The organism is Microbacterium sp. LWH11-1.2, from assembly GCF_038397745.1.
GTDB lineage: Bacteria > Actinomycetota > Actinomycetes > Actinomycetales > Microbacteriaceae > Microbacterium.
Window position 1 is genome coordinate 2,338,998 of record NZ_CP151636.1, and the last position, 21,541, is coordinate 2,360,538.

Here is a 21,541-nt window from a genome sequence, read left to right on the forward strand (position 1 = left end):
AGGTGTCTTCGAACGGAGCAAAGCATGAAAACGAGAATCCTGGGAACGGCTGCGAACGGCACGGATCTTCCCGTCTCGGCTGTGGGGATCGGACTCATGGGGATGTCGCAGTGGTACGGCGCTCCCTCCAGCGAGCAGGACGCAATCAGAGTGATCCTTGGAGGAATCGATCAGGGCTTGACGTTCCTCGACACGGCCGATGTCTATGGACCTTTCACGAACGAGATCATGCTCGGAAAGGCCATCGCCGGACGTCGTGATGACGTCGTGGTGGCGACGAAGTTCGCGAACACTCAGACCGAGACGGGGTTGGTCACCGATGGGTCTCCCGCGAACGTCCACGCCCGCGCCGACGCGTCGCTTCAGCGGCTGGGTATCGACGTGATCGACCTCTATTACCTGCACCGTGTCGACCCGAACGTGCCTATCGAGGACACGGTCGGCGCGATGTCGGAGCTGGTCCAGGAGGGCAAGGTCCGCTACATCGGGCTCTCGGAAGCCGCGCCCGCGACGATCCGCCGCGCACATAAGATCCACCCCCTCACCGCGGTGCAGACGGAGTACTCCCTGTTCAGCCGCGATGTGGAAGACGAGATCCTTCCGACTCTCGATGAACTCGGGGTGTCCCTTGTCCCATACTCTCCCCTCGGGCGGGGGATGCTGACGGCGACCATCTCGTCGGCAGAGGAATTGGACGCAGATGACTGGCGCCGGGCCAACCCTCGCTTCCTCCCCGGAGCGTTTGAGGCCAACATGCGTCTTGTGGACGTGCTCCGTGAGCTTGCTCGTGCCCATGACGTGACCGCAGGCCAGGTGGCGTTGGCATGGCTTCTCGCGCAGCGCGACGACCTCGTTCCTATCCCAGGCACTCGGCGGAGCAAGTATCTCGCTGAGAACCTCGGTGCGGCCGACGTTGAGCTGACGGCAGCCGACCTGTCGGCCATCGCCGGCGTTTTCGTCCCGAGCGCCGTCATCGGCGACCGTTACCCCGACATGACGGGGCTCAACGGCTAGGCACGACGCCGCGCCGCAGCGGGGAGCGCGGGGATACCGGTCGAACAGGTCAGAGCCAGCTCGGTCGGCATCCCCGCAGCAGGGCTGCAGTGAGAGACTAACTAGACACGCGCCCCACGGTGACTCGCGTCAGGCTCTGCCGACGATGACGCCAAACAGAGGATGAACCGCTGAACGACAACACGACCGAACCAGAGGCGACCGACGCAGGATCCCAATCGCGAATCCATCAGCGCTCGTCCGCGCCGCGTAGCCTGCGCTCACGCGAATCCGTGCTCGCCGCCACGATTGCGCTCCTCGATGAAGGAGGGCTCCCGGCAGCGACGGTCGACAACATCTCAGCTCGTTCCGGCGTGAGCAAAGTCACCATCTATCGACACTGGCCGAACAGGACCGCTGTATCAGCGGAAGCATTCGGCCTGAAGATGGCCCACGCGACACCGATCCCACGCACAGCAGACCCGCTCGAGGACATCCGCACTCATGTCAGGAGGGTCAGTGCGTTCTACTCCACAGACAACGGCAACGTCTTTCGGCAGCTACTGGCCGCATGCGCGACCGATCCATCGGCAGCGCCTTACTTTCAAGAGTTCTTTCTCGAGATTCGTCGACGACTCATCGCCGAACTCTGGGAGCGAGCGGTGTCCTTCGGGGTCGCAGATCCGTCCGTCGATGCCGACACCGCAGATGACGTGCTGTTCGGACCGCTGATCTATCGCCTCATGAGCGGACACAAGCCGCTCACCGAGGCCGAGGCGGACCTGATCTCGAGCGCAGCTCTCAACGGTCTTCGCCGGGCTGATCGAAACGGTGCCGAAGAGCTCGACGCGCCGTCCCGGTAGCGCTCACCGCCGAGCGAGCACCACCACCGGTTCCGTATCGCCGGCCGATGCATCGGGCGTCCGTCTCTGCCGACGATGGAGTTCCTCGTCCCCTACAGACGGCGCTTCGATGTGTCACGCAACCCGCGCCCGCTTTCCGCGCTCGCCCTCGTCGCCGTCGGACTGACCGGCTCGATGGTCGCGCTCGCCGGGTGCGCGACGTCCGCCGCAGAGAGTTCTGCGACCGACTCATCGGGATCGTTCGATGCCGAGACGGTGAAGAAGCTTGACCGAATTCTCGACGACGCCGTCTCGGATCCTGACATGCCGGGCGTGACGCCGGCTGTCTGGAGCCCGGATGGCGATCACGTCGCCTCTGCCGGATGCGCCGACGTCGAGGCGAAGACGAAGATGACTCACAGGCCCCTGGGGGCCGCTCCCCAGAGCGGCTCACCAGGGTCCCATCTCGTGCCACCCACCTCTCCGACACGGAGTGCCGGGTGCCGGCGCATCCTGTCGCGAGGGTGCACCGGCACCGTGGGGGAACCGCGAACGGGGGAGCGTTGCGCGATTCACCTGTAAAGAGTGCGGAATCCCCGCAGAGTGACGCGCATCGGGCAGGAAAGGGCCGTTCCCGGCCCACGGCGACGGGCGTTCTAGGATGGCTCCGATGAGCGAGCCGACCACCGACGCCGCGGTGCGCGCGACCGTGGGGCGCAAGCTCATCCGCAACCCGATGCTCTGGGGAGCGCTGCTGCTGCTCGGTGCGATCGCCGCGACGATCGCCGGCGATGACCTGAGCATCTTCCCGATGCTGTTGATGCTCGTCGGCGGATGGTGCTTCGGCTTCGCATTCGTGAACGCGACCCTGCGCATGACGCCGTCCCGCAACGGTGCGTACCTGCACATCGGCGTCGCCGTCGTCCTCGGCGCGATCATGACGTTCGTGGTCGAGTTCGGGAGCGAGCTGCTCGCGTCCCTCCCGGAGTCGGTGCGCGCCGTCGCGGTCGTGCTGCAGATCGCCGCGATCCCGGCGACGGGCTGGATCTGGCTCGGACTGCTCAGCCGCGTCACCGACGCGTTGACGCGACGCGACCGGAGGAAGCATCCTCTGCCCACGACCGTCGAGTGGGAGCGCGAGGAGAGCGGCGACGGGTCGAGCGTGCGCATCAACGGCATCCCGCTCCGGATGAAGGTCCTCACGGGCGCGATCGTCGGAATCGTGATCGTCTTCGGACTCTTCGGCACGCTGCTGCTGATCGCCTTCGACGACATCGTCATGCGACTGGGGCCGCGACTCCTGATCATCGTGGTGGGGGTCGTGATCGCACTGCCGGTGTACCTGGCGTTGACCGCGGTGCTGCGGCGGCGAACGGTCGCCTGCGTCATCGCCTTCGGCAACGACGAGCTCCGCGTGCGGGTGGGGGATGAGGATCACGTCGTCGCGTTCCGAGACCTCGAGTTCCTGCTGTGGCGGACCCGAAGCGACTACGCGCGGATCGAGGTGCGCGGGGCCGGCGTCGATCTGTCGGTGGTCGCCGGACTCGCGAAGCCTCCGGCCGGTCGCACGGCCGGACTCCCCGCCCTGCCGCGACGCGTCTTCCGTCGCCTGGAGCTCGCGGGGATGAGCGTGGAGCGCGCGCGCCGCGGCGAGGTGATCACGTTCACGCGTCCGTGAGCCCTGTGCGACGACCTGGGCCTCAGGTGCTCGGATACTCCCGCTCTCGCAGCACCCGTGCGAGATGCGCCGCATTCCGAGCCGCTGTCGCCGTCGCGGCGGCCACCTTCTCAGGCACGTCGTCCAGATCCTTGTAGTCGACGGTCTGCATGGCCTCGCCGTTCCAGTAGACGGACGACTGCGACGGGATCGTGTACCCGACGTCGTTCAGCGATTGGAAGAGGATCGCGGCGATGTGGTGTGCGCCGTCTTCGTTGCCGACGATCCCGGCGATGGCGACCTTGTCGAGCAGCGTGAGCCGACCGCGGGCATCGGTCTCCGAGAGCTCCGCGTCGAGCCTCTCGAGCACGCGCTGAGCGACGCTCGAGTGCTGTCCCATCCAGGTCGGCGTGACGAAGACCAGGATGTCGGCGTCGAGGATCTGGCGGCGCACGCCGGGCCACGCATCGTTCCCGCCCATGTCCTTCTCGACGCCGGGGCTGATCACGTGGTCGACAGCACGGATGACCTCGCCGGTGACACCGTGCCCCGCCAGGGCCGCGAGGATCTGCGACGCGAGCAGGTCCGAGCTCGAATCGCCAGGGGAGGGCTTCAGCGTGCAGGAGATGGCGACAGCCGTCAGCGGAGCGTTCATGGGGAGAGCGAACCACGGCCCTCCGCCCCGACCCAAGGGGGTTTCGTCCGCCCGTCCGGTACGCTAGAAGGCGGCCGCTACGACAGGAGATCCCGTGATCCTCAGCTTCATCTTCTTCATGATCCTCTTCCTCGGAGGCATCTGGCTGATGGGTCTCGCGCAGTCGCTTCCCGTGGAGTACGCGGCCTACGTCTTCGTCGCCGGTCTCCTGATCGTGAGCCTGTCGCTCGCGTTCATGATGCGTCAGCGCGGCTCCGCGACCCGCCGCAAGGACAACTGGTCGGGCAGCCCGACCGAGTGATCGTCGGCGCGCTCAGCGCCGTCGCGCGAGTCGCGCCTCGAGGTTGGCCTTCACCGCCGGCCATTCCGGCTCGATGATCGAGAACTCGACGCTGTCGCGCAGCGCGCCGTTGCGGTAGCGGCTCATGGCTCGCATCACGCCGTCCTGCTTGGCGCCGAGCCGCTCGATGGCCGCGCGCGACTGGAAGTTCACCCACTGCGTCGTCAGGCCGACCCGGAAGACCCCGAGCGTCTCGAAGGCGTGCCGCAGCAGCAGGAGCTTGGACTCCGCGTTCGTGCCCGTGCCGTGCGCCGACGGACGGTTCCAGGTGTATCCGATGTGCAGACGCGGCACATCGGCGACGATGTCGTAGAACGAGGTCAGACCGAGGACGCGCCCGGAGGCGTCGAACGCGGTGAACGGCAGCATCTCGCCCGTGTCGATCAGGCCGATGCGGCGGTCGACCTCGGCGGCGACGCCGTCGGGAGCCGGCACCGACGTGTACCAGGCGGTCTTCCACAGGTCGCCCTCCTCGACGGCCTCCACGAGGCCAGCGACGTGAGAGCGATCGAGCGGACGGAGCTCGACGAGCTCACCGGTCAGGGTGACGGGGGCGGGGGTGACGAGGAAAGCCATGAGGATATTCAATCAGCGCACGCAGGCTGAGCAGAGCCTCCCGCCGCGCTGAACCCGAGCGTCGCATCCGTTCCCTTTCGCCGGAGAAGGCGCTGATACGCGACGACGATCTCTACCGTCACCCCGAGCTCGAACGCGAGGCTCGCCAGGTGCGGTCCGCGCAGGTGCTCGGCCTCCGCGTATGCGCGGGGCGTGATGAGGCGGGCGGCCGCCCATTCGTCGGCCTGCCGTTCCTGCCTCTCGCGAATCGTCGCGGACCTGGTCGGCTCGTGCCCGAGCAGGGCGTGGGCGAGCTCGTGCGCGAGCACGCTGAGTGCCGTGCGAGCGGTCATGCCGGGGGCGAGTCGGATGGTACCGGATGCCGGCTCGAAACCGCCGCAGGTGGCTCCGGACCGCTCGACGATGCGCAGGCCATGCTCCTCGGCGAGGCGGAGGAGCTGGTGCATGAGGTTCCCTATTCGTAGAGATCGTCGGTGTCGGCGCCGTGGCGGAGGCCGGAATCGAATGCGACTTCCCTCTGATCATGGCGCGGGCCTGGGACATCGGGTCGGCGGCGCAGAACGCTGATGCGCGCGGCGGGGGCGTCGTCAGCGCGCAGACGATCCTCGGCACGGTCGAGGAGCACGTGGGGCTCGAGGCCGACCACCGCGCACACCTGGTAGACGACGGGGATGGGGATCGATCGTTTGCCGGTGACGTAGTTGTCCAGGGCGCTCCGCGCGATGCCGATGTCACGCGCCATGGCGGCGATGCTGCTTCGCGCCGCCGCGATCTCGGCGCGGAGCTGGCTGCCCACCGCTGCGTTGAAGTCGTCTGCAGGTGTCTTCACCCGGCACACGATAGCACCGACGTGTAGCCAGAATATCGTCATATTGGTACAGGCGAGCGTTGAATGGAGGCGTATGACTTTGTAGTGTCGACATATGGGATCGGAAGCAGGTCATTTGGTGGCACAGGCCGTTCGGCAGCACCTGCATCGACGCGAGTTGTCGTTGGAGTGGCTCGCTGCGGAGATGGGAATCGAGCCCGCACTTCTGCACGCGAAGCTCTCCCAACAGACGGATCCCACGGGAGCAGACCCCGCGGTCCTCGATCTCACGGTCGTCGACCTGGCGAACATCGCGACCGCCCTCAGGGTCCCCGTCTCATCGCTGGCTCCGAGCTCGCCCGGTGCGACGCCCGATGCGGGCGATCGGCGGGCATCGGGGGTCTTCGACGGGTAGCGTGTCCGACATGAAGACAGTGCCGTTCGGATCCGCCACCGCCCCCGCCGTCGTCGCCGGAATGATGCGCATCGACGACAAGGACGACGCGCACATCCGCGATCTCTACGCCGCCGCACGCGATTCCGGAATCGACTTCTTCGATCACGCCGACATCTACGGCGGGAGCATGCATCACTGCGAGTCGCGGTTCGCCGACGCTCTGCGGCTCACCGCCTCCGAGCGCGACGAGATCGTGCTGCAGACCAAGTGCGGCATCGTGCCGAAGCAGGGAATGTTCGACTTCTCCTACGAGCACATCGTCGCTCAGGTCGAGGGGTCGCTCGCCGCCCTGCGCACCGACCGGATCGACGTGCTCCTGCTCCACCGCCCCGACGCGCTCGTGGAGCCCGACGAGGTCGCCCGGGCGTTCGATGAGCTCGAGGCCGACGGCAAGGTGCGGGCGTTCGGAGTGTCGAACCACACGCCGAGGCAGATCGACCTGCTGCGCACGGCCGTGCGTCAGCCGCTGATCGCGAACCAGCTGCAGTTGTCGATCACCCACGCGCCGATCATCGCGCAGCCCATCGCGATGAACATGGCGGGCGAGGAGCAGAGCGTCGTCCGCGACGGCGGGGGCATCGTCGAGTACTGCCGCATCAACGGCATCACGATCCAGGCCTGGTCGCCGTTCCAGGGCGGCTTCTTCACCGGGGTCTTCCTCGGCAACCCGGAGTACGCCGAACTCAACACGGTGATCGATCGACTCGCCGCGTCCTACGGCGTCACCCCGATCGCCATCGCGACCGCGTGGATCACCCGGCACCCCGCGCACATGCAGGTCGTGCTCGGCACGACCACGCCGCAGCGCGTGCGCGATGCCGCGGCCGGCGCCGACGTCGAGCTCACGCGCGCCGAGTGGTACGAACTGTTCCGCGCCGCGGGCCACCTGCTCCCGTAGGCCGCGCGGCCGAATCCAGCGTCGTCTACCCTGAACTCATGCCGTTCCTGTTCTCGATCCTCGTCATCGCGCTGATGATCGGCGCGCTGATCGACATCATCACGCGCGACGACTCGCAGGTGAAGCATCTGCCGAAGATGGTGTGGATCATCATCGTGATCCTGCTGCCGTTGATCGGCAGCGCGCTCTGGTTCGGGATCGGGCGGGAGTACGGCGAGTCCGGCATCTCGCTCCCGCGGATGCGGCGGTCCGAGCGGCCGGCGGGACCCGTGGACGTCCGCCCGGCACCGCCGACGGACCTTCGCACGACCGAGCAGCAGATCGCCGACCTCGATCGGGAGATCGAGGAATGGCGCCTGCGCGAGGAGCTCGAGCGGCGCCGCCGAGACGGCGAGGAACCTGCCGCCGGGGCGGCGTCCTAGAAGCTACGCCGCGGGCGCGACCTTGCGATCGAGGGATTCCCTGACGGTGTCTTCGAGCATCGGATAACGGAACTCGAACCCTGCGGTGGTGAGCTTCTCCGGGAGCACCCAGCGGCTCTTGAGAACGAGCTCGGTCTCGGTGCGGATGCCGATGGCCCCGAGTTCCAGCATCCACCGCGGCATCGGCACTCCGATACGGGCGCCGAGCACGCGGCGCACCGTCGCCATGAACTCGACGTTGTCGACCGGGTGGGGCGCAGCGGCGTTGATCGGACCCTCGAGTGTCGGAGTCTCCTCGAGGAAGTCGATGATGCGCGCCACGTCTTCGATGTGCACCCAGCTGAAGCGTTGACGCCCTCGGCGCGCACCGAGGAGGTGCGCGGTGCCCGCCGCGCGGCGAGCACGGCTCACCGGCCAGCGGCCGTCGTGTTGGGCCCCGCCGAGTCCCAGCCGGGCGAGGTTCCGGATCGGGCCGAGCACGCCGCCGTGGCCGAGGACGATCGCGCTGCGCAGCGCGATCCGGCGCGTGCGGGGGAGGTCGGCGGCGAACAGCGCGTGCTCCCAGGCCTTCGCGACCTCGACCGAGAATCCGCTGCCGATCTCGCCGTCCGACTCGGTCATCGGCCGATCCTCCGCATGCCGATAGATCGTGGCGGTGGAGGAGTTCACCCAGAGCGCGGGAGGGGCGGAGGCCTTCTCGATGGCGCGGCTCAGCGACGAGGTCGTCTCCAGGCGCGAGCGGAAGATCTCGGCGCGGTTCTCGGGGGTGTAGCGGCAGTTGACGCTCTTGCCCGCCAGGCCGATCACGAGAGAGGCACCGTCGACCGCCTGATCGATGGCCGTCTGATCGCCCCAACGGATGTCGGCTCCGGAGCGGGAGATCGTGACGACCTCGCGACCGTCGGACCGCAGGCGCGGGATCAGGTACCGTCCCATGAATCCGGTCGAGCCTCCGACGACGACCCTGCCTGCGCTCATCCGGCGTTCTCCCTCTCTGCGACAGTCTCGATGCGGTACTGGAAGTGTCCGCGGTACTCGTACACGCGGCCGATGACCGGGACGTCGATGCTCACGCTCACGAACTGGCGGTCGGCGGCGTCGTCGAACCGCTCGGTGAGTCGGACGACGGGGGAGAGGAATCGGGGGAGTCGTACGCGCAGGCGTCCGAGGCGGAACCCGACCGCGCGGCTCGTGAGCTCGAGGGCTCCGTCGTGGGCGCGCACGTCGAAGCAGGCGGCGATGAGGCCGGGCTCGCCGAGCTCGTCGACCACGCGGCCATGGCGGGTGAGGGCGACGGCGTCGTGCATGACCCACGGCCCGCGCGCCAGGTGGAACGTGCGCTCGCCGATGGCGCGGGAGGCGATCGTGCGGTTCTCGATGCGGAAGGGGATGTCGCGTTCCCAGCAGGCGGCGACCACGCCGCGGCGCTCGAGCAGGCGGAGGATCGGCCAGAGCCAGCGTCGTGGCGTCCCGACCCGTTCGAAGACGCCCTCGCCGATGCCGACGGCGCCGTCGGGGATCGCCTGGAAGTACGTGCGAAGCCGCGGATGCAGGTCGTCGAGGCGCTCGCCGAGTGCTCTCGCGTAGGGGGACTGCGGCACGGGCGTCACGCTTCGAGCCTAGCCCGCGTGCCTGCCGCCGCCGGACTTCAGCCCGCCGGTCGCAGCAGCCGGTCGAGGAGGGCCAGAGCCTCGTGCTGCGGCGCGGCGTCGTCGAGCAGCCACTGGGTCTGCAGACCGTCGGATGCTGCCACGACGAGCGCGGCGACGGCATCCGGATCCGCGTCCTGGCGGAGGCGTCCACGTTCCTGCTGCTCTCTGACAGCGTCGGCGAGGCGGGTTCGGAGGTCGGCGAACCGTGCCGTCGCGAAGTCGCGCGCCACGGGGTGACCGTCTTCCAGGGCTGAGGCGACCAGTGTCGAGTAGAGCTGGACGAGCCCGGGAACCTCGCGGTTGGTGCGCGCGGACGCGATCATCCGCTCGACCGGCGTCGCGTCGTCCGGCACGATCTCCTGCCGGTGGGCGGGGGCGTTGCTCTCTTGGTACACGGCGACGAGGAGCTCCTCCAGCGAGCCGAAGTAGTGCGTCAGTGCGGCGTGCGTGACCCCGACCTCGCGGGCGATGGCGCGCAGGCTGGTGCGGTCGGCGCCGCGCTCGGCGAAAACCTCGATGGCGCGGTCGAGGATCTCCTGGCGCCGCGCGATCCCCTTCGCATAGGCGCCGCGCTGGCGAGGGCGCTCATCGTCGTCGGGCATGGTCGGAGTCTAGCGAATGAAAACTTCCGCGTGGAGGTATTTGGTGATAGCGTGCTGACGTCGGGTCGCGCACCCGCCGTCACCGATGACCGAAGGAGCAAGACCGATGACGATTCAGACCTCCCTCCAGCTGTTCACGATCAAGGAGCAGCTGGACGCCGACCTCGAGGGCTCGCTCGCCGCGGTCGCCGCGCGCGGCTTCACCGCCGTCGAGCCGTACGACTTCGTGCGCCGCGCCGCGCCGCTGGCCGACGCGCTCACGGCAGCGGGGCTCACTGCGCCGTCCGGCCACGCCTTCCTCGCCTCGCAGTCGTTCGTCAACCCGGACGGCAGCGGGACCACCGTTCCGGTGCCGTCGCCCGCCGAGGTCTTCGCCGCGGCGAAGGTGCTCGGCATGACGACGGTCATCGACCCGTACACCGAGCCGGCCCGCTGGACCTCGGTCGAGCAGATCGAGGAGACCGCGCGCCTGCTCAACGAGGCCGCCGCCGTCGGAGCCGCGGTCGGCGTGCGCGTGGGCTACCACAACCACGCGCACGAGCTGGAGGCCGTGTTCGACGGCGTCACCGGCCTCGAGGTGCTGGCGGGACTGCTCGACGAGCGCGTCGTGCTCGAGGTCGACCTCTACTGGGTCGCCCGCGGCGGCGTCGATCCCGTCGCCCTCCTCGAGCGTCTGGGCAGCCGCGTGATCGCGGTGCACGCCAAGGACGGCACGCTCGACCCTGCCCTCGCGAATGCCTACCCGCCGGCCGACCAGGTGCCCGCGGGCGAAGGCGCCGTGCCGCTCGTCGAGGCGATCGCCGCGGCATCCGCCCTCGAACTCGCGATCGTCGAGTTCGATCACTACGACGGCGTCCTCTTCGACGCGATCGAGCGCAGCCGCGTCTACCTCGACGAGAAGGTCGCGGGCTGATGGCGGGCGGCACCGGTCCCGTCGGCGTCGGCATCATCGGCGCGGGGAACATCAGCGACCAGTATCTGACCCAGCTCACCACCTTCCCCGACGTGCGCGTCCTCGCGGTCGCGGACGTGATCGAGGAGCGCGCGAAAGCGCAGGCGGAGAAGTACGGGGTGCCGCGCGCCGGCGGCGTCGACGTCGTGCTCGACGACCCGGAGATCGACATCGTCGTGAACCTCACGATCCCCGCGGTGCACGTGGAGGTGTCCGAGGCGATCATCGCCGCCGGCAAGCACGTCTGGACCGAGAAGCCCATCGGCGTGAGCCGTGAGGAGTCCCGTCGGCTGCTCGAGAAGGCGGAGGCCGCGGGCCTCCGGGTGGGCGTCGCGCCGGACACCGTGCTCGGACCGGGAGTGCAGACGGCGAAGCGCGCGATCGCTCGCGGCGACATCGGGCGCCCGCTGTTCGGTCAGACGACCTTCCAGTGGCAGGGCCCGGAGATCTTCCACCCGAACCCGGCGTTCCTCTATGCGAAGGGGGCGGGACCGCTGCTCGACATGGGGCCGTACTACGTCTCCACGCTCGTGCACGTGTTCGGTCCCGTCGCCTCGGTGGCGGCGCTCGGGCTGCAGGGGACGGCGACCAGGCGCGTGCAGGTCGGCGAGCTGGCAGGCCAGGAGTTCCCCGTCGAGATCCCGTCGACGCTGAGCGTGCTCATGGAGTTCGAGCAGGGCGGTCAGGGGCAGAGCATCTACAGCACGGACTCGCCCGCGATCCGTCAGGGGATCGTCGAGATCACCGGCACCGAGGGCACGCTCGTGATCCCCGACCCGAACACGTTCGGCGGAGCGATCTCGATCACCCGCCCGCTCCGGCTCGGGCAGCAGCCGGTCGAGCAGGAGGTCGTCGACGTCGTGCAGGAGGGCGCGCTCGCCGGTCGCGGCGTCGGGCTGCTCGACATGGCGCGCTCGATCGCCGCCGGCCGTCCGCATGTCGCGACGGGGGAGTTCGGCTACCACGTGCTCGACACGCTGCTGTCGATCGAGGAGGCCGCGGAGGGCCGCCGCTTCGTCGCCGTCGAGAGCTCGCTCGACCAGGTCGGCGCGCTCGACGCGGACTTCGACCCCTTCGCCGCCACGCTCTGAGCGCAGGCACAGGGTGGCGGAGGCGCGCTCAGCGCGTCTTCGCCACCACGTAGGCGTCGACGTTCGCGGGTGAGAGCACCTCGCGTGCGACCATGATCGCGGCGCCGAGCACGGCGGCGCGATCGCCGGCCTGGGACTGCACGATCGCCAGATGCTGCGTCGCCAGCGGGATCGAGCGCCGGTAGACGATCTCGCGCACGCCCGCGAGCAGATGCTCACCGGCCCGGGCGATGCTGCCGCCGAGCACGATGATCGACGGATTGAGCAGATTGACGACCGTGGCGAGGACCTCGCCGACGTCGCGTCCGGCCTGACGGGTGGCCTCGATCGCGGCGGCGTTGCCCGTGCGCACGAGGTCGACGACGTCGGACGCGCTCTGCACGTCGTGCCCGTCGTCGCGGAGCGCGACGGCCAGGGCCGACCCGCTGGCGAGGGCCTCCAGATCGCGTTCGTCGCCCGGCTCGCGCGTGGATCCGGCGCCGGTCGGCACCTGGACATGCCCCATGTCTCCGGCAGAACCCTGCGCGCCGCGCTGCAGCTGCCCGCCCGCGATGATGCCCGCCCCGATCCCTGTCGACACCTTGACGAAGATGAGGTCGTCGACCTGCGGCCAGCTCGTGGCCTGCTCGCCGAGGGCGAGGATGTTGACGTCGTTGTCGACGAGCACCGGCACGTCGAAGGTCTGCTGCACGTATCCCGGAACGTCGAAGCGGTCCCACCCTGGCATGATCGGCGGATTGGTCGGTCGGCCCGTGGAGTGCTCCACGGGCCCCGGCACGCCGATGCCGACCCCGAGCAGGGGGAGTCCTGCGGCCGACGGCAGCTCCAGCAGGGCGGTGCCGTCGGTGATGATCGTGTCGAGGAGCGTCTCGGGCCCGTCGCCGATATCGATCGTGCGCGTGCGTGCGTCGAGGATCACGCCCGCGAGGTCGGCCACCGCCACTGTCGCGTGCGTCGCGCCGAGGTCCACGGCGAGCACGAGCCCGGCTCGCGGGTTGAACGCGACACGGGCAGGCGGTCGCCCGCCGGTCGACGCCGCCTCGCCCGCCGGGCGCAGCAGATCGGCGGCGAGGAGGGCGTCCACGCGCAGCGCCACCGTCGAGCGGGCGAGGCCGGTGAGAGCGGCGAGCTCGGCCTTGGTGCGCGCGTGCCCGTCGCGGAGGATCTGGAAGATCTCGCCGGTGCCCGGATTCGTCGCGGGGACGGGGCGCAGAACGTCAACCATTGCGTCAGTAAACCACAGGCTTTCGCCACTCGGGCGATTGACTTCAAATTACGAAACGATGACTTTTGACGAAGGACTAGCAAAAGTAGCGAAGCGTGTGTCAGAATCGCCGACATGACAACGGATGTCACAGACACCGGTCTCGGAACGATCCGAGCCGGCATCCTCGGCGGAGGATTCATGGCCCGCGTGCACCGCACGGCGGCCCGAGACGCCGGAGGCGAGCTCCGCGCCATCGCCACCCGCTCCGCCGCCGGCAGCCGCCATGCCGCCGACGCCCTGGGTGCCGAGCGTGCAGAGGCCGATGCCATCGCACTCCTGGACGCGGCCGACATTGACGTGGTCCACATCTGCACCCCGAACGCGACGCACGCCGAGCTGGCCCTGCGCGCTCTGCAGGCAGGCAAGCACGTGGTCTGCGAGAAGCCCCTCGCGACGACCGCGCACGACGCGAGGACGCTCGCAGACGCCGCGGAGGCCTCCGGGCGCGTGGCCGCCGTGCCCTTCATCTACCGCTACCACCCGATGGTGCGCGAGGCGCGGGCCCGCGTCGCCCGCGGCGACATCGGCGAGCTCCTCACCCTGGACTGCTCCTACCTGCAGGATTGGATGCTGTTCCCCACCGACGACGACTGGCGGGTGCGCTCCTCCTCGGGCGGTGCGTCCCGTGCGTTCGCCGACATCGGCTCGCACCTGTGCGATCTCATCGAGTTCGTGATCGGCGACCGCATCCGCGCGCTGAGCGCCCGCACGCGCCGGGTGTTCCCCGAACGCGCCGGGCACGAGGTCGACACCGAGGACATCGTGGCGGTTCTCGTCGAGACCGTGTCGGGGGCACTCGGAACCCTTCTCATCTCGCAGATGGCCGCCGGGCGGAAGAACGCGCTCACCCTCGAGCTGCACGGGTCCCGGCAGAGCATCCGCTTCGAGCAGGAGCGTCCGGAGGAGCTCTGGATCGGCACGCGCGAGGAGTCGCGGCTGCTGCTGCGCGATCCGGCGGGCTCCGCTCCCGACTCCGCTCGGCTGCAGCGGGTTCCCGCCGGGCACGCGATGGGCTACCAGGACGCGTTCAACGGGTTCGTCGCCGACGTCTACGCCGCGATGGCCGGTGCGCAGCCGGACGGGATGCCGACCTTCGCCGACGGACACCGCTCGGCCGTTCTCACCGAGGCGGTCCTGCAGTCGGCGGCCGACGACGGACGATGGGTGGAGGTGACGGCATGAACGCGACCACGACGCAGCCGGTGCTCGCAGTGAGCGGCATCCGCAAGTCGTTCTTCGGCGTCGAGGTGCTCAAGGGCATCGACTTCGATGTGCGACCGGGAGAGGTGCACGGTCTCGTCGGCGAGAACGGCGCGGGCAAGTCGACTCTGATGAAGATCATCGCCGGCGTGCAGCCCGCCGATGAGGGCGTCGTGGCCTACCGCGGCGAGGAGGTGCGCCACGCGCACCCCCGGCAGGCGATGGATGCCGGCATCGTCACGGTGTTCCAGGAGTTCACGCTGCTGCCCGAGCGGACGGTCGCCCAGAACGTGTATCTCGGACGCGAGCCGCGTCGCGCCGGGTTCGTCGACCGGAAGGCGATGATCAGCAGCACGGCAGGGCTCCTCGCCGACCTCGGCGTCTCCTTCATCGATCCGCAGGCGCGCGTGGGCTCGCTGACCGTGGCGGAGCAGCAGATCGTCGAGATCGTGAAGGCGCTGTCGTTCGATGCGCAGGTGATCTCGATGGACGAGCCGACCGCCGCACTCAGCGACCGCGAGGTCGAGCTCCTGTACGCGATCATCCGCCGTCTCACCTCCCGCGGCGTCGCCGTGATCTACGTCTCGCACCGGTTGAAGGAGATCTTCGACCTCTGCGACCGCATCACGATCCTCAAGGACGGCTCCCTCGTCTCCACCGACGAGACGGCCGCTCTCACGACGGACGAGCTCGTGCGGCGCATGGTCGGACGCTCGATCCAGTCCTACTTCCCGGATGCCGTCGAGGGCACGACCGTGGGCGAGCCGCGCATCGAGCTCGAGGAGTGCGGCAACGCCTACGTCGACGGGGTGTCGCTGACGCTCCGTGCAGGCGAGATCGTCGGCATCGCCGGCCTGCAGGGCTCGGGGCGCACCGAACTGGTCGAGGGGATCTTCGGCATCCAGGCCTTCACCCGTGGCTCGATGAGGATCGACGGCTCACCGGTGCGCATCAGCAGCGCCCGGTCCGCCGTCCGCGCCGGGCTCGCCCTCGTGTCGGAGGACCGCAAGGCGCAGGGTCTCGCGCTCGGCCAGTCTGTGCTGGACAACGCCCTGCTGGTCGTGCGGAGCGTGTTCCCCGGTCGCACGTCGGCGTCGCGTCGCGAGGTGCCCGGAGTGCTCAGCTCGCTCGAGATCAGCTCGCGGGGACTCGACCAGGAGGCGCGCTTCCTCTCCGGAGGCAATCAGCAGAAGGTCGTCCTGGCGAAGTGGCTGCTCACACGGCCCCAGATCGTGCTGTTCGACGAGCCGACCAGGGGCATCGACGTCGGCGCGAAGTACGCCGTGTACCAGCTCATGCGAGAGCTGGCGGCGCAGGGCACAGCGGTGCTCATGGTCTCGAGCGAGCTGCCGGAGGTGATCGGCATGAGCGACCGCATCCTCGTCATGCACGACGGCGAGCTCGTGGCGGAGCTGCCCGCAGGGTCGGCGGAGCACGAGATCCTCGGCGCCGCGACCGGTGCGGGGGATCCCCGGACCTCGACGGACGGAGGTGCGCGATGAAGCGCATCCGGATCGACTCCACAGTCATCGTCCTCGGCATCCTGATCCTCGCCCTCATCGTCGGGGCGATCCTCATCGGGACCGTCGGACGCAACTTCCTCAGCCCCGGCAACATCCGGGACATCCTCACCGGCATGAGCGTGCTCGGCCTCGTCGCGATCGGGCAGACGCTCGTGGTCCTCGGCGCCTCGCTCGACCTGTCGGTCACCTACGTGATCAGTCTCGCCAGCCTGCTGGGGGCGACGATCATGAACGGCAGTCCGGGCAACATCCCGGCGGCCGTGGCGATCACGCTGCTCGTCTGCGCCGGGATCGGCCTCGTCAACGGACTCATCGTCACGGTGCTCAAGGTGAACGGCTTCATCGCGACGCTCGGTGTCGGGCTCATCCTGCAGGGCATCCTCAACACGAACTTCGAGGGATCGGCGGGAGCCGTGCCGTGGGAGTTCCAGCTGATCGGCGCGACCGGCGTCGGACCGGTGCCCGTGTCGACCATCATCATGATCGCGCTGGCCATGCTGGTCTGGTTCCTTCTGGACCGCACCCGCACCGGTGCGCATCTCTATGCCGTGGGCGGCGACCCCGAGATCGCTCGCCTGTCGGGTGTCCGCACGCGGCCGCCGCTCATCGCCGCGCATGTGCTGTGCTCGGTGTTCGCCGGCCTCGCCGGCCTCCTGCTCGCCAGCCGCCTCGGCGTCGGCAGCCCGACGGTCGGGCAGCAGGGCGGCTACGCGCTGCTCTCGATCGCCGCGGTGGTCCTCGGCGGCACGCTCCTCCTCGGCGGACGCGGATCGATCTGGGGCACGGTCGGCGGCGTCGCCATCCTGGCGGTCGTCGACAACGTGATGAGCGTGATGCAGGTCAACCCGTTCCTCAAGGACGTCGTGCGCGGCGTCGTCATCGTGGCGGCCGTCGCCGTCTACAGCCGCCGCGCCATCGTGCGCCGCCGGCCGCGATTCGGCACCGGCGGCACCCGCACCGGCGGCGACGACGCGGCCAAGGCGGCCGAAGACGAGATGGCGGCGGCCGCATCGCAGCTCGCCGATACGACTCCCGCAGCGGAAGGAGGACGCGCATGAACGTCCTGCGCTCGCTCATCAGCCCCCGAGGCGCCGTGTTCCTGCTCCTCGTGCTGCTGCTGGTCGCCGTCATGATCCTCAACCCGAGCTTCGCGGAGCCGGGCCAGCTGATGCGATTCATCCAGCGGGTGGCTCCCATCGCGATCGTCGCGATCGGGCAGTACTTCGTGATCATCGCCGGGGAGTTCGACCTCTCGCAGGGGTCGCTCATCACCGCGCAGGTGATCGTCGCCGGCAACCTGGTGGGCCAGGACGATTCGCGCACGGTCCCGGTGCTCCTGCTCATGGTGGTCTTCGGCATCGCCGTCGGGCTCGTGAACGGCCTGATCACGACGCTGCTCAAGGTGCCGTCGTTCATCGTGACGCTGGGCATGATGCTCGCGCTCCTCGGCGGGGTCATGTGGTGGACCGGGGGAGCGGCGACCGGGAACCCGGCCGACAGCTTCCGCGAGATCGGCCGCGGCGGGATCCGCGACGTGCCGTTCCTGGAGTTCATCCCGTGGGCTGTGCTGATCCTCATCGCCTGGCTCGCGCTGGGCATCTGGATCACGAAGATGCCCCTCGGCAAGTCCCTCATCGCGGTGGGCGACAACGCCGGCGCGGTCGACTACGCCGGCGGGCGCCGCGCCTGGGTCACCACACGGGCGTTCGTCATCTCCTCGCTGTCCGCGTCGCTCTCGGCTGTGCTGCTCGTCGGCTACGCCGGTGTGCACCCCTCGGTGGGCCGCGGCTACGAGTTCATCGCCATCACGGCCGTCGTGCTCGGCGGCGTCGTGCTCGGCGGCGGTCGCGGCTGGATCGTCGCCGCCGCGGCCGGGGCGTTCGCGCTCGAAGCGCTCTTCATGCTCCTCAACATCGCGGGGGTCCCGTCGACGCTCCGCGACGCCGTGCAGGGCGTCATCATCATCGCCGCCGTCGCCTACTCCGCCGTCGCCTTCCGCGCCCGGCGCCGGCGCGGCCCACAGGCTTCCCCCGACCTCACGACCGCAGAATCCGTATCAACCAGCACCATCCACACAGAGAAGATCAGAGGAGATTAGCAATGCGACGATCAATGAGGATCGCCACCGCAGGGGTGGCTCTCTTCGGACTCATCGCGCTCGCCGGGTGCACGACCGACCCGTCCGTCGCGCCGGCCGAGTCCGACAGTCCCGAGGAGTCGGCGGAGACGACCGAATGGTTCGATCAGGAGCTGTTCGACAAGCAGAACGAGGAGCGAGGTGTCGAGCCGCAGGGGCCGGCCGAGGAGCCGTACCTTCAGCACATCAACGCGGAGATGGTCGACACGGCCGAGTTCGCGAGCGAAGGCGCCAAGAAGGCCTGTTTCGCGAACGCCTCGATCTCCAACCCGTGGCGTCAGACGGGCTGGATCACCATGAACGAGCAGCTGAAGGCGCTGCAGGCCGACGGCGCGATCAGCGCGATGGAGACGCGCGACGCGCAGGACTCCGATGACACGCAGATCGCCGACATCGACTACTTCATCGCCGAGGGCAACTGCGATGTGTTCCTCATCTCGCCGAACAGCACGGCGGCGATGACCCCGGCCGTCGAGCGGGCGTGCGAGACGGGCAAGCCCGTGATCGTGTTCGACCGCGGTGTGAACACCGACTGCTACGTGTCGTTCATCCACCCGATCGGCGGCTTCGCCTGGGGCATCGACACGGCCGAGTTCCTGATCGACAACCTCGAGAAGGGCGACAAGGTCGTGGCGCTTCGCATCCTGCCGGGCGTCGACGTGCTGGAGCACCGCTGGGCCGCTGCCGAGAAGCTCTTCGACGAGGCGGGCATCGAGGCCGTGGACTACTTCACGGGCGCTGATCCCGCCGAGATCAAGAGCATCATCTCGGACGAACTGGCCAAGGGCGACGTGCAGGGCATCTGGATGGATGCCGGTGACGGCGCCGTCGCCGCCATCGAGGCGTTCGAGGACGCCGGAGCGGACTATCCGGTCATGACCGGCGAGGACGAGATGAGCTTCCTCCGCAAGTGGAAGGACACCGGTCTCACCGGTCTCGCGCCGGTGTACTCCAACTTCCAGTGGCGCACGCCGCTCCTCGCGGCGCAGAAGATCTTCGCCGGCGAAGAGGTGCCGAAGGAGTGGGTGCTTCCGCAGAAGCCGATCACGGAGGGCGAGCTCGACCAGTACCTCGAGGCGAACGAGGGCATGCCCGACGGTCACTACGCCAAGTTCGGCGGGGAGAACCTCCCGGGGTACCCCACCGTGTGGCAGGAACGGCAGATCCCGTAACCTGACGGGACGAGTGCGGGCGTTTCGTCTCGCTTCGCTCGCTCAACGACCGAAGCCCGGTCGTTGAGCGACGAGACGAAACGCCCGCCGGCATGATTCGAAGGAGAAGGATGCCCCGCACGATCGCCGTCAACACGTGGGTGTGGACGTCGCCGCTCACGGACGCGACCCTCGAGCCGCTCGCCCGGAAGGCCTCCGGACTCGGCTACGACGCCCTGGAGCTGCCCCTCGAGAACGTGGGGGACTGGGATCCGGTGCGCGTGCGCGAGACCCTCGACCGATTCGGTCTCGGCGCGATCGTGGTCGGGGCGATGGGACCGGGGCGGTCGCTGATCGCCCGCGTCGGTGATGTGGCCGCCACGCAGGACTATCTGCGGGCCTGCATCGCCGCCGCGCGCGAGCTCGGCGCGGATGCCGTCGCCGGCCCGTTCTACGCCCCGACCGGTGTCACCTGGCGCATGGACGTCGACGAGCGCACCGCGGTCGTCCGCGAGCTGCGGGAGAACCTCGCACCGATCGCCGCCGAGGCCGCGGCTCTCGGGATCACCCTGGCCGTCGAGCCCCTCAACCGCTACGAGACGAGCGTGATCAACACGGTCGAGCAGGGGCTCGACGCACTGGCCCCGCTGCTCGGCGCCGGAGTCGGACTCGCTCTGGACACGTACCATCTCAACATCGAGGAGAAGAAGCCCGCAGAGGCGATCCGTGCCGCGGGAGCGGCGATCGCGCACGTGCAGGTGTGCGGCAGCGATCGCGGCGCCGTCGGCGACGACCACACCGACTGGCCCGAGATCCTGCGGGCGCTGGACGACGCGGGCTACCGGGGTCCGCTGGGACTGGAGAGCTTCACCGGCGAGAACGCCACGATCGCCGTCGCCGCGTCGGTGTGGCGCCCGCTCGCGGCGAGCCAGGACGAACTGGCCGCCCGCAGCATCGCGGCACTCCGAGCATTGGAGCATTCATGAGCACCCACCCCGTCACCCTGTTCACCGGTCAGTGGGCGGATCTGCCGTTCGAGGAGGTCGCCCGTCTCGCGTCCGAGTGGGGCTACGACGGGCTCGAGGTCGCCGCATCCGGCGACCATCTCGACCTGCGGCGCGCGGACGAGGACGACGCGTACGCGGCTTCCCGTCTCGAGGTCCTCGATCGGCACGGGCTGAAGATCTTCGCGATCTCGAACCATCTCACCGGTCAGGCGGTGTGCGACGCCCCGATCGACTTCCGGCACAAGGCGATCCTCCGCGACCACGTCTGGGGGGACGGTGACGCGGAGGGGGTCCGGCAGCGTGCGGCGGAGGACATGAAGCGCGCGGCGCGTGTGGCCCGCAAGCTCGACATCGACACGGTCGTCGGGTTCACCGGTTCGTCGATCTGGCCGTACGTGGCGATGTTCCCGCCGGTGCCGGCATCCGTCATCGAGGGCGGCTTCGAGGACTTCGCGGCCCGCTGGAACCCGATCCTCGACGTCTTCGACGGCGAGGGCGTGCGTTTCGCGCACGAGGTGCATCCGGGGGAGATCGCGTACGACTACTGGTCGTCGGTGCGGGCGCTCGAGGCGATCGATCACCGGAAGGCGTTCGGGTTCAACTGGGATCCCTCGCACATGATGTGGCAGAACATCGACCCGGTCGGGTTCATCGTCGACTTCGCCGACCGCATCTACCACGTGGACTGCAAGGACACCCGGATGCGCCCGCACAACGGCCGTGCCGGCGTGCTCGGCTCGCATCTGCCGTGGGGCGATCCCCGCCGCGGGTGGGATTTCGTCTCGACCGGCCACGGCGACGTGCCCTGGGAGGACTCGTTCCGCGCCCTCGACGCGGTCGGCTACACCGGACCGATCTCGATCGAGTGGGAGGACGCGGGGATGGACCGCCTCCACGGCGCCCCCGAGGCACTCGCGTACGTGCGGTCGCTGCTGTGGCCGAAGCCCGAGGCCTCGTTCGACGCCGCCTTCAGCAACCAGTGACCGCCTCTTCGTCCCACAGGAGCCCCATGTCGATCCAGCACACCGTCGTCTTCCGCCTCGTGCACCCTGCGGGTTCCGCCGAGGAACGCGAGTTCCTCGCCACGGGTCACGCCGTCCTGACCTCTATCCCGGGGGTTTCGGACTTCACGATCCGCCGCCAGGTCAGCCCGAAGAGCGACCTCGCCCATCAGTTCTCGATGGTCTTCGCGGATCAGGGCGCCTATGACACGTACAACGCCCACCCTGCGCACACCGCCTTCGTGGCGGAGCGCTGGGTGCCGGAGGTCGAGGCCTTCCAGGAGTACGACTTCGCCGAGTGAGCGGCGCC

At 69.1% G+C, this 21,541-nt stretch carries 25 protein-coding genes; 17 read left to right on the forward strand and 8 right to left on the reverse strand.

Annotated elements, in window-relative coordinates:
* The first annotated feature begins 24 nt into the window (after positions 1–24).
* The 3 genes from MRBLWH11_RS11330 (at position 25) to MRBLWH11_RS11340 (ending at position 3,513) form a co-directional block, all read left to right on the forward strand.
* Positions 25–1,014: an aldo/keto reductase gene (locus tag MRBLWH11_RS11330; protein ID WP_341944942.1), complete on the forward strand. Its 990-nt coding sequence runs from the start codon at positions 25–27 to the stop codon at positions 1,012–1,014.
* 272 nt (positions 1,015–1,286) lie between these two features.
* Positions 1,287–1,856, forward strand: a complete 570-nt coding sequence (locus MRBLWH11_RS11335) for a TetR/AcrR family transcriptional regulator (protein ID WP_341944943.1) — start codon at positions 1,287–1,289, stop codon at positions 1,854–1,856.
* Between the two features lie 649 nt (positions 1,857–2,505).
* Positions 2,506–3,513 carry a hypothetical protein gene (locus MRBLWH11_RS11340; RefSeq protein ID WP_341944944.1) on the forward strand — a complete coding sequence of 336 codons (1,008 nt, stop codon included), beginning with the start codon at positions 2,506–2,508 and terminating at the stop codon, positions 3,511–3,513.
* Between the two features lie 22 nt (positions 3,514–3,535).
* Here MRBLWH11_RS11340 and MRBLWH11_RS11345 read toward each other — a convergent pair whose 3' ends face one another.
* A complete protein-coding gene (locus MRBLWH11_RS11345; RefSeq protein ID WP_341944945.1) occupies positions 3,536–4,147 on the reverse strand; it encodes an NAD(P)H-dependent oxidoreductase in 612 nt (203 codons plus the stop codon).
* 94 nt (positions 4,148–4,241) lie between these two features.
* Here MRBLWH11_RS11345 and MRBLWH11_RS11350 point away from each other — a divergent pair, with 94 nt between their 5' ends.
* Entirely contained in the window at positions 4,242–4,448 is a 207-nt protein-coding gene (locus MRBLWH11_RS11350) for a hypothetical protein (protein ID WP_116636965.1), read from the forward strand.
* Positions 4,449–4,460: 12 nt separating this feature from the next.
* Here the strand turns inward: MRBLWH11_RS11350 and MRBLWH11_RS11355 are convergent, their stop codons facing one another.
* From MRBLWH11_RS11355 to MRBLWH11_RS11365, 3 genes are read right to left on the reverse strand one after another with little or no spacing between them, the layout of a single operon-like run.
* Positions 4,461–5,063, reverse strand: a complete 603-nt coding sequence (locus MRBLWH11_RS11355) for a GNAT family protein (protein ID WP_116636964.1) — start codon at positions 5,061–5,063, stop codon at positions 4,461–4,463.
* A gap of 8 nt (positions 5,064–5,071) precedes the next feature.
* Positions 5,072–5,509, reverse strand: a complete 438-nt coding sequence (locus tag MRBLWH11_RS11360; protein WP_341944946.1) for an ImmA/IrrE family metallo-endopeptidase — start codon at positions 5,507–5,509, stop codon at positions 5,072–5,074.
* Positions 5,510–5,517: 8 nt separating this feature from the next.
* Positions 5,518–5,892, reverse strand: a complete 375-nt coding sequence (locus MRBLWH11_RS11365; RefSeq protein ID WP_243409025.1) for an XRE family transcriptional regulator — start codon at positions 5,890–5,892, stop codon at positions 5,518–5,520.
* 118 nt (positions 5,893–6,010) lie between these two features.
* On the opposite strand from MRBLWH11_RS11365, the gene MRBLWH11_RS11370 reads away from it, so the two are divergent.
* The 3 genes from MRBLWH11_RS11370 to MRBLWH11_RS11380 are packed head-to-tail and all read left to right on the forward strand — an operon-like array spanning position 6,011 to position 7,648.
* Positions 6,011–6,286, forward strand: coding sequence for a hypothetical protein (locus tag MRBLWH11_RS11370; RefSeq protein ID WP_341944947.1), 276 nt, complete (start codon positions 6,011–6,013; stop codon positions 6,284–6,286).
* Positions 6,287–6,296: 10 nt separating this feature from the next.
* On the forward strand, positions 6,297–7,226 hold the full coding sequence (locus tag MRBLWH11_RS11375; protein WP_116636996.1) for an aldo/keto reductase: 930 nt from the start codon (positions 6,297–6,299) through the stop codon (positions 7,224–7,226).
* A gap of 38 nt (positions 7,227–7,264) precedes the next feature.
* Complete coding sequence (locus MRBLWH11_RS11380; RefSeq protein WP_116636962.1) at positions 7,265–7,648, forward strand: PLDc N-terminal domain-containing protein; 384 nt, start codon at positions 7,265–7,267, stop codon at positions 7,646–7,648.
* A gap of 3 nt (positions 7,649–7,651) precedes the next feature.
* Here MRBLWH11_RS11380 and MRBLWH11_RS11385 read toward each other — a convergent pair whose 3' ends face one another.
* The 3 genes from MRBLWH11_RS11385 to MRBLWH11_RS11395 are packed head-to-tail and all read right to left on the reverse strand — an operon-like array spanning position 7,652 to position 9,902.
* Positions 7,652–8,626, reverse strand: a complete 975-nt coding sequence (locus tag MRBLWH11_RS11385) for a DUF1731 domain-containing protein (protein ID WP_341944949.1) — start codon at positions 8,624–8,626, stop codon at positions 7,652–7,654.
* Positions 8,623–9,258, reverse strand: coding sequence for a DUF4166 domain-containing protein (locus MRBLWH11_RS11390; RefSeq protein WP_341944950.1), 636 nt, complete (start codon positions 9,256–9,258; stop codon positions 8,623–8,625). The genes MRBLWH11_RS11385 and MRBLWH11_RS11390 overlap by 4 nt, the downstream gene beginning before the upstream one ends.
* 38 nt (positions 9,259–9,296) lie before the next feature.
* The gene (locus tag MRBLWH11_RS11395; protein WP_341944951.1) at positions 9,297–9,902 is read right to left on the reverse strand and encodes a helix-turn-helix domain-containing protein; all 606 of its coding nucleotides are present in this window, start codon (positions 9,900–9,902) and stop codon (positions 9,297–9,299) included.
* Positions 9,903–10,008: 106 nt separating this feature from the next.
* Between MRBLWH11_RS11395 and MRBLWH11_RS11400 the strand changes: the two genes are divergently transcribed.
* Positions 10,009–10,815, forward strand: a complete 807-nt coding sequence (locus tag MRBLWH11_RS11400; protein WP_341944952.1) for a sugar phosphate isomerase/epimerase — start codon at positions 10,009–10,011, stop codon at positions 10,813–10,815.
* Positions 10,815–11,945, forward strand: a complete 1,131-nt coding sequence (locus tag MRBLWH11_RS11405) for a Gfo/Idh/MocA family oxidoreductase (protein ID WP_341944953.1) — start codon at positions 10,815–10,817, stop codon at positions 11,943–11,945. The genes MRBLWH11_RS11400 and MRBLWH11_RS11405 overlap by 1 nt, the downstream gene beginning before the upstream one ends.
* A gap of 28 nt (positions 11,946–11,973) precedes the next feature.
* Here MRBLWH11_RS11405 and MRBLWH11_RS11410 read toward each other — a convergent pair whose 3' ends face one another.
* On the reverse strand, positions 11,974–13,170 hold the full coding sequence (locus tag MRBLWH11_RS11410; protein ID WP_116636956.1) for an ROK family protein: 1,197 nt from the start codon (positions 13,168–13,170) through the stop codon (positions 11,974–11,976).
* 114 nt (positions 13,171–13,284) lie between these two features.
* Here MRBLWH11_RS11410 and MRBLWH11_RS11415 point away from each other — a divergent pair, with 114 nt between their 5' ends.
* The 8 genes from MRBLWH11_RS11415 to MRBLWH11_RS11450 all read left to right on the forward strand — a co-directional run bounded on the left by MRBLWH11_RS11415 (position 13,285) and on the right by MRBLWH11_RS11450 (position 21,533).
* The gene (locus MRBLWH11_RS11415; RefSeq protein ID WP_116636955.1) at positions 13,285–14,394 is read left to right on the forward strand and encodes a Gfo/Idh/MocA family oxidoreductase; all 1,110 of its coding nucleotides are present in this window, start codon (positions 13,285–13,287) and stop codon (positions 14,392–14,394) included.
* Positions 14,391–15,914 carry a sugar ABC transporter ATP-binding protein gene (locus tag MRBLWH11_RS11420; RefSeq protein WP_116636954.1) on the forward strand — a complete coding sequence of 508 codons (1,524 nt, stop codon included), beginning with the start codon at positions 14,391–14,393 and terminating at the stop codon, positions 15,912–15,914. Before MRBLWH11_RS11415 ends, MRBLWH11_RS11420 begins: the two co-directional genes overlap by 4 nt.
* Positions 15,911–16,993 (forward strand): ABC transporter permease, encoded by a 1,083-nt coding sequence (locus MRBLWH11_RS11425; RefSeq protein ID WP_341944954.1) that lies wholly within the window; start codon positions 15,911–15,913, stop codon positions 16,991–16,993. The genes MRBLWH11_RS11420 and MRBLWH11_RS11425 overlap by 4 nt, the downstream gene beginning before the upstream one ends.
* Positions 16,990–18,033, forward strand: a complete 1,044-nt coding sequence (locus tag MRBLWH11_RS11430; protein ID WP_341944955.1) for an ABC transporter permease — start codon at positions 16,990–16,992, stop codon at positions 18,031–18,033. The genes MRBLWH11_RS11425 and MRBLWH11_RS11430 overlap by 4 nt, the downstream gene beginning before the upstream one ends.
* Before the next feature lie 2 nt (positions 18,034–18,035).
* Positions 18,036–19,244: a substrate-binding domain-containing protein gene (locus tag MRBLWH11_RS11435; protein WP_116636952.1), complete on the forward strand. Its 1,209-nt coding sequence runs from the start codon at positions 18,036–18,038 to the stop codon at positions 19,242–19,244.
* Between the two features lie 110 nt (positions 19,245–19,354).
* Positions 19,355–20,209 carry a sugar phosphate isomerase/epimerase family protein gene (locus tag MRBLWH11_RS11440; protein ID WP_341944956.1) on the forward strand — a complete coding sequence of 285 codons (855 nt, stop codon included), beginning with the start codon at positions 19,355–19,357 and terminating at the stop codon, positions 20,207–20,209.
* Complete coding sequence (locus MRBLWH11_RS11445; protein ID WP_341944957.1) at positions 20,206–21,213, forward strand: sugar phosphate isomerase/epimerase family protein; 1,008 nt, start codon at positions 20,206–20,208, stop codon at positions 21,211–21,213. Before MRBLWH11_RS11440 ends, MRBLWH11_RS11445 begins: the two co-directional genes overlap by 4 nt.
* Before the next feature lie 26 nt (positions 21,214–21,239).
* Positions 21,240–21,533, forward strand: coding sequence for a Dabb family protein (locus MRBLWH11_RS11450; RefSeq protein WP_341944958.1), 294 nt, complete (start codon positions 21,240–21,242; stop codon positions 21,531–21,533).
* Positions 21,534–21,541: the final 8 nt, after the last annotated feature.

Coding starts and splice junctions, on each gene's coding strand:
- MRBLWH11_RS11330 (WP_341944942.1), top strand. CDS start 25: ATGAAAACGAGAATCCTGGGAACGGCTGCGAACGGCACGGATCTTCCC.
- MRBLWH11_RS11340 (WP_341944944.1), top strand. CDS start 2,506: ATGAGCGAGCCGACCACCGACGCCGCGGTGCGCGCGACCGTGGGGCGC.
- MRBLWH11_RS11345 (WP_341944945.1), bottom strand. CDS start 4,147: ATGAACGCTCCGCTGACGGCTGTCGCCATCTCCTGCACGCTGAAGCCC.
- MRBLWH11_RS11355 (WP_116636964.1), bottom strand. CDS start 5,063: ATGGCTTTCCTCGTCACCCCCGCCCCCGTCACCCTGACCGGTGAGCTC.
- MRBLWH11_RS11360 (WP_341944946.1), bottom strand. CDS start 5,509: ATGCACCAGCTCCTCCGCCTCGCCGAGGAGCATGGCCTGCGCATCGTC.
- MRBLWH11_RS11375 (WP_116636996.1), top strand. CDS start 6,297: ATGAAGACAGTGCCGTTCGGATCCGCCACCGCCCCCGCCGTCGTCGCC.
- MRBLWH11_RS11380 (WP_116636962.1), top strand. CDS start 7,265: ATGCCGTTCCTGTTCTCGATCCTCGTCATCGCGCTGATGATCGGCGCG.
- MRBLWH11_RS11385 (WP_341944949.1), bottom strand. CDS start 8,626: ATGAGCGCAGGCAGGGTCGTCGTCGGAGGCTCGACCGGATTCATGGGA.
- MRBLWH11_RS11395 (WP_341944951.1), bottom strand. CDS start 9,902: ATGCCCGACGACGATGAGCGCCCTCGCCAGCGCGGCGCCTATGCGAAG.
- MRBLWH11_RS11400 (WP_341944952.1), top strand. CDS start 10,009: ATGACGATTCAGACCTCCCTCCAGCTGTTCACGATCAAGGAGCAGCTG.
- MRBLWH11_RS11405 (WP_341944953.1), top strand. CDS start 10,815: ATGGCGGGCGGCACCGGTCCCGTCGGCGTCGGCATCATCGGCGCGGGG.
- MRBLWH11_RS11410 (WP_116636956.1), bottom strand. CDS start 13,170: ATGGTTGACGTTCTGCGCCCCGTCCCCGCGACGAATCCGGGCACCGGC.
- MRBLWH11_RS11415 (WP_116636955.1), top strand. CDS start 13,285: ATGACAACGGATGTCACAGACACCGGTCTCGGAACGATCCGAGCCGGC.
- MRBLWH11_RS11420 (WP_116636954.1), top strand. CDS start 14,391: ATGAACGCGACCACGACGCAGCCGGTGCTCGCAGTGAGCGGCATCCGC.
- MRBLWH11_RS11425 (WP_341944954.1), top strand. CDS start 15,911: ATGAAGCGCATCCGGATCGACTCCACAGTCATCGTCCTCGGCATCCTG.
- MRBLWH11_RS11430 (WP_341944955.1), top strand. CDS start 16,990: ATGAACGTCCTGCGCTCGCTCATCAGCCCCCGAGGCGCCGTGTTCCTG.
- MRBLWH11_RS11435 (WP_116636952.1), top strand. CDS start 18,036: ATGCGACGATCAATGAGGATCGCCACCGCAGGGGTGGCTCTCTTCGGA.
- MRBLWH11_RS11440 (WP_341944956.1), top strand. CDS start 19,355: ATGCCCCGCACGATCGCCGTCAACACGTGGGTGTGGACGTCGCCGCTC.
- MRBLWH11_RS11445 (WP_341944957.1), top strand. CDS start 20,206: ATGAGCACCCACCCCGTCACCCTGTTCACCGGTCAGTGGGCGGATCTG.
- MRBLWH11_RS11450 (WP_341944958.1), top strand. CDS start 21,240: ATGTCGATCCAGCACACCGTCGTCTTCCGCCTCGTGCACCCTGCGGGT.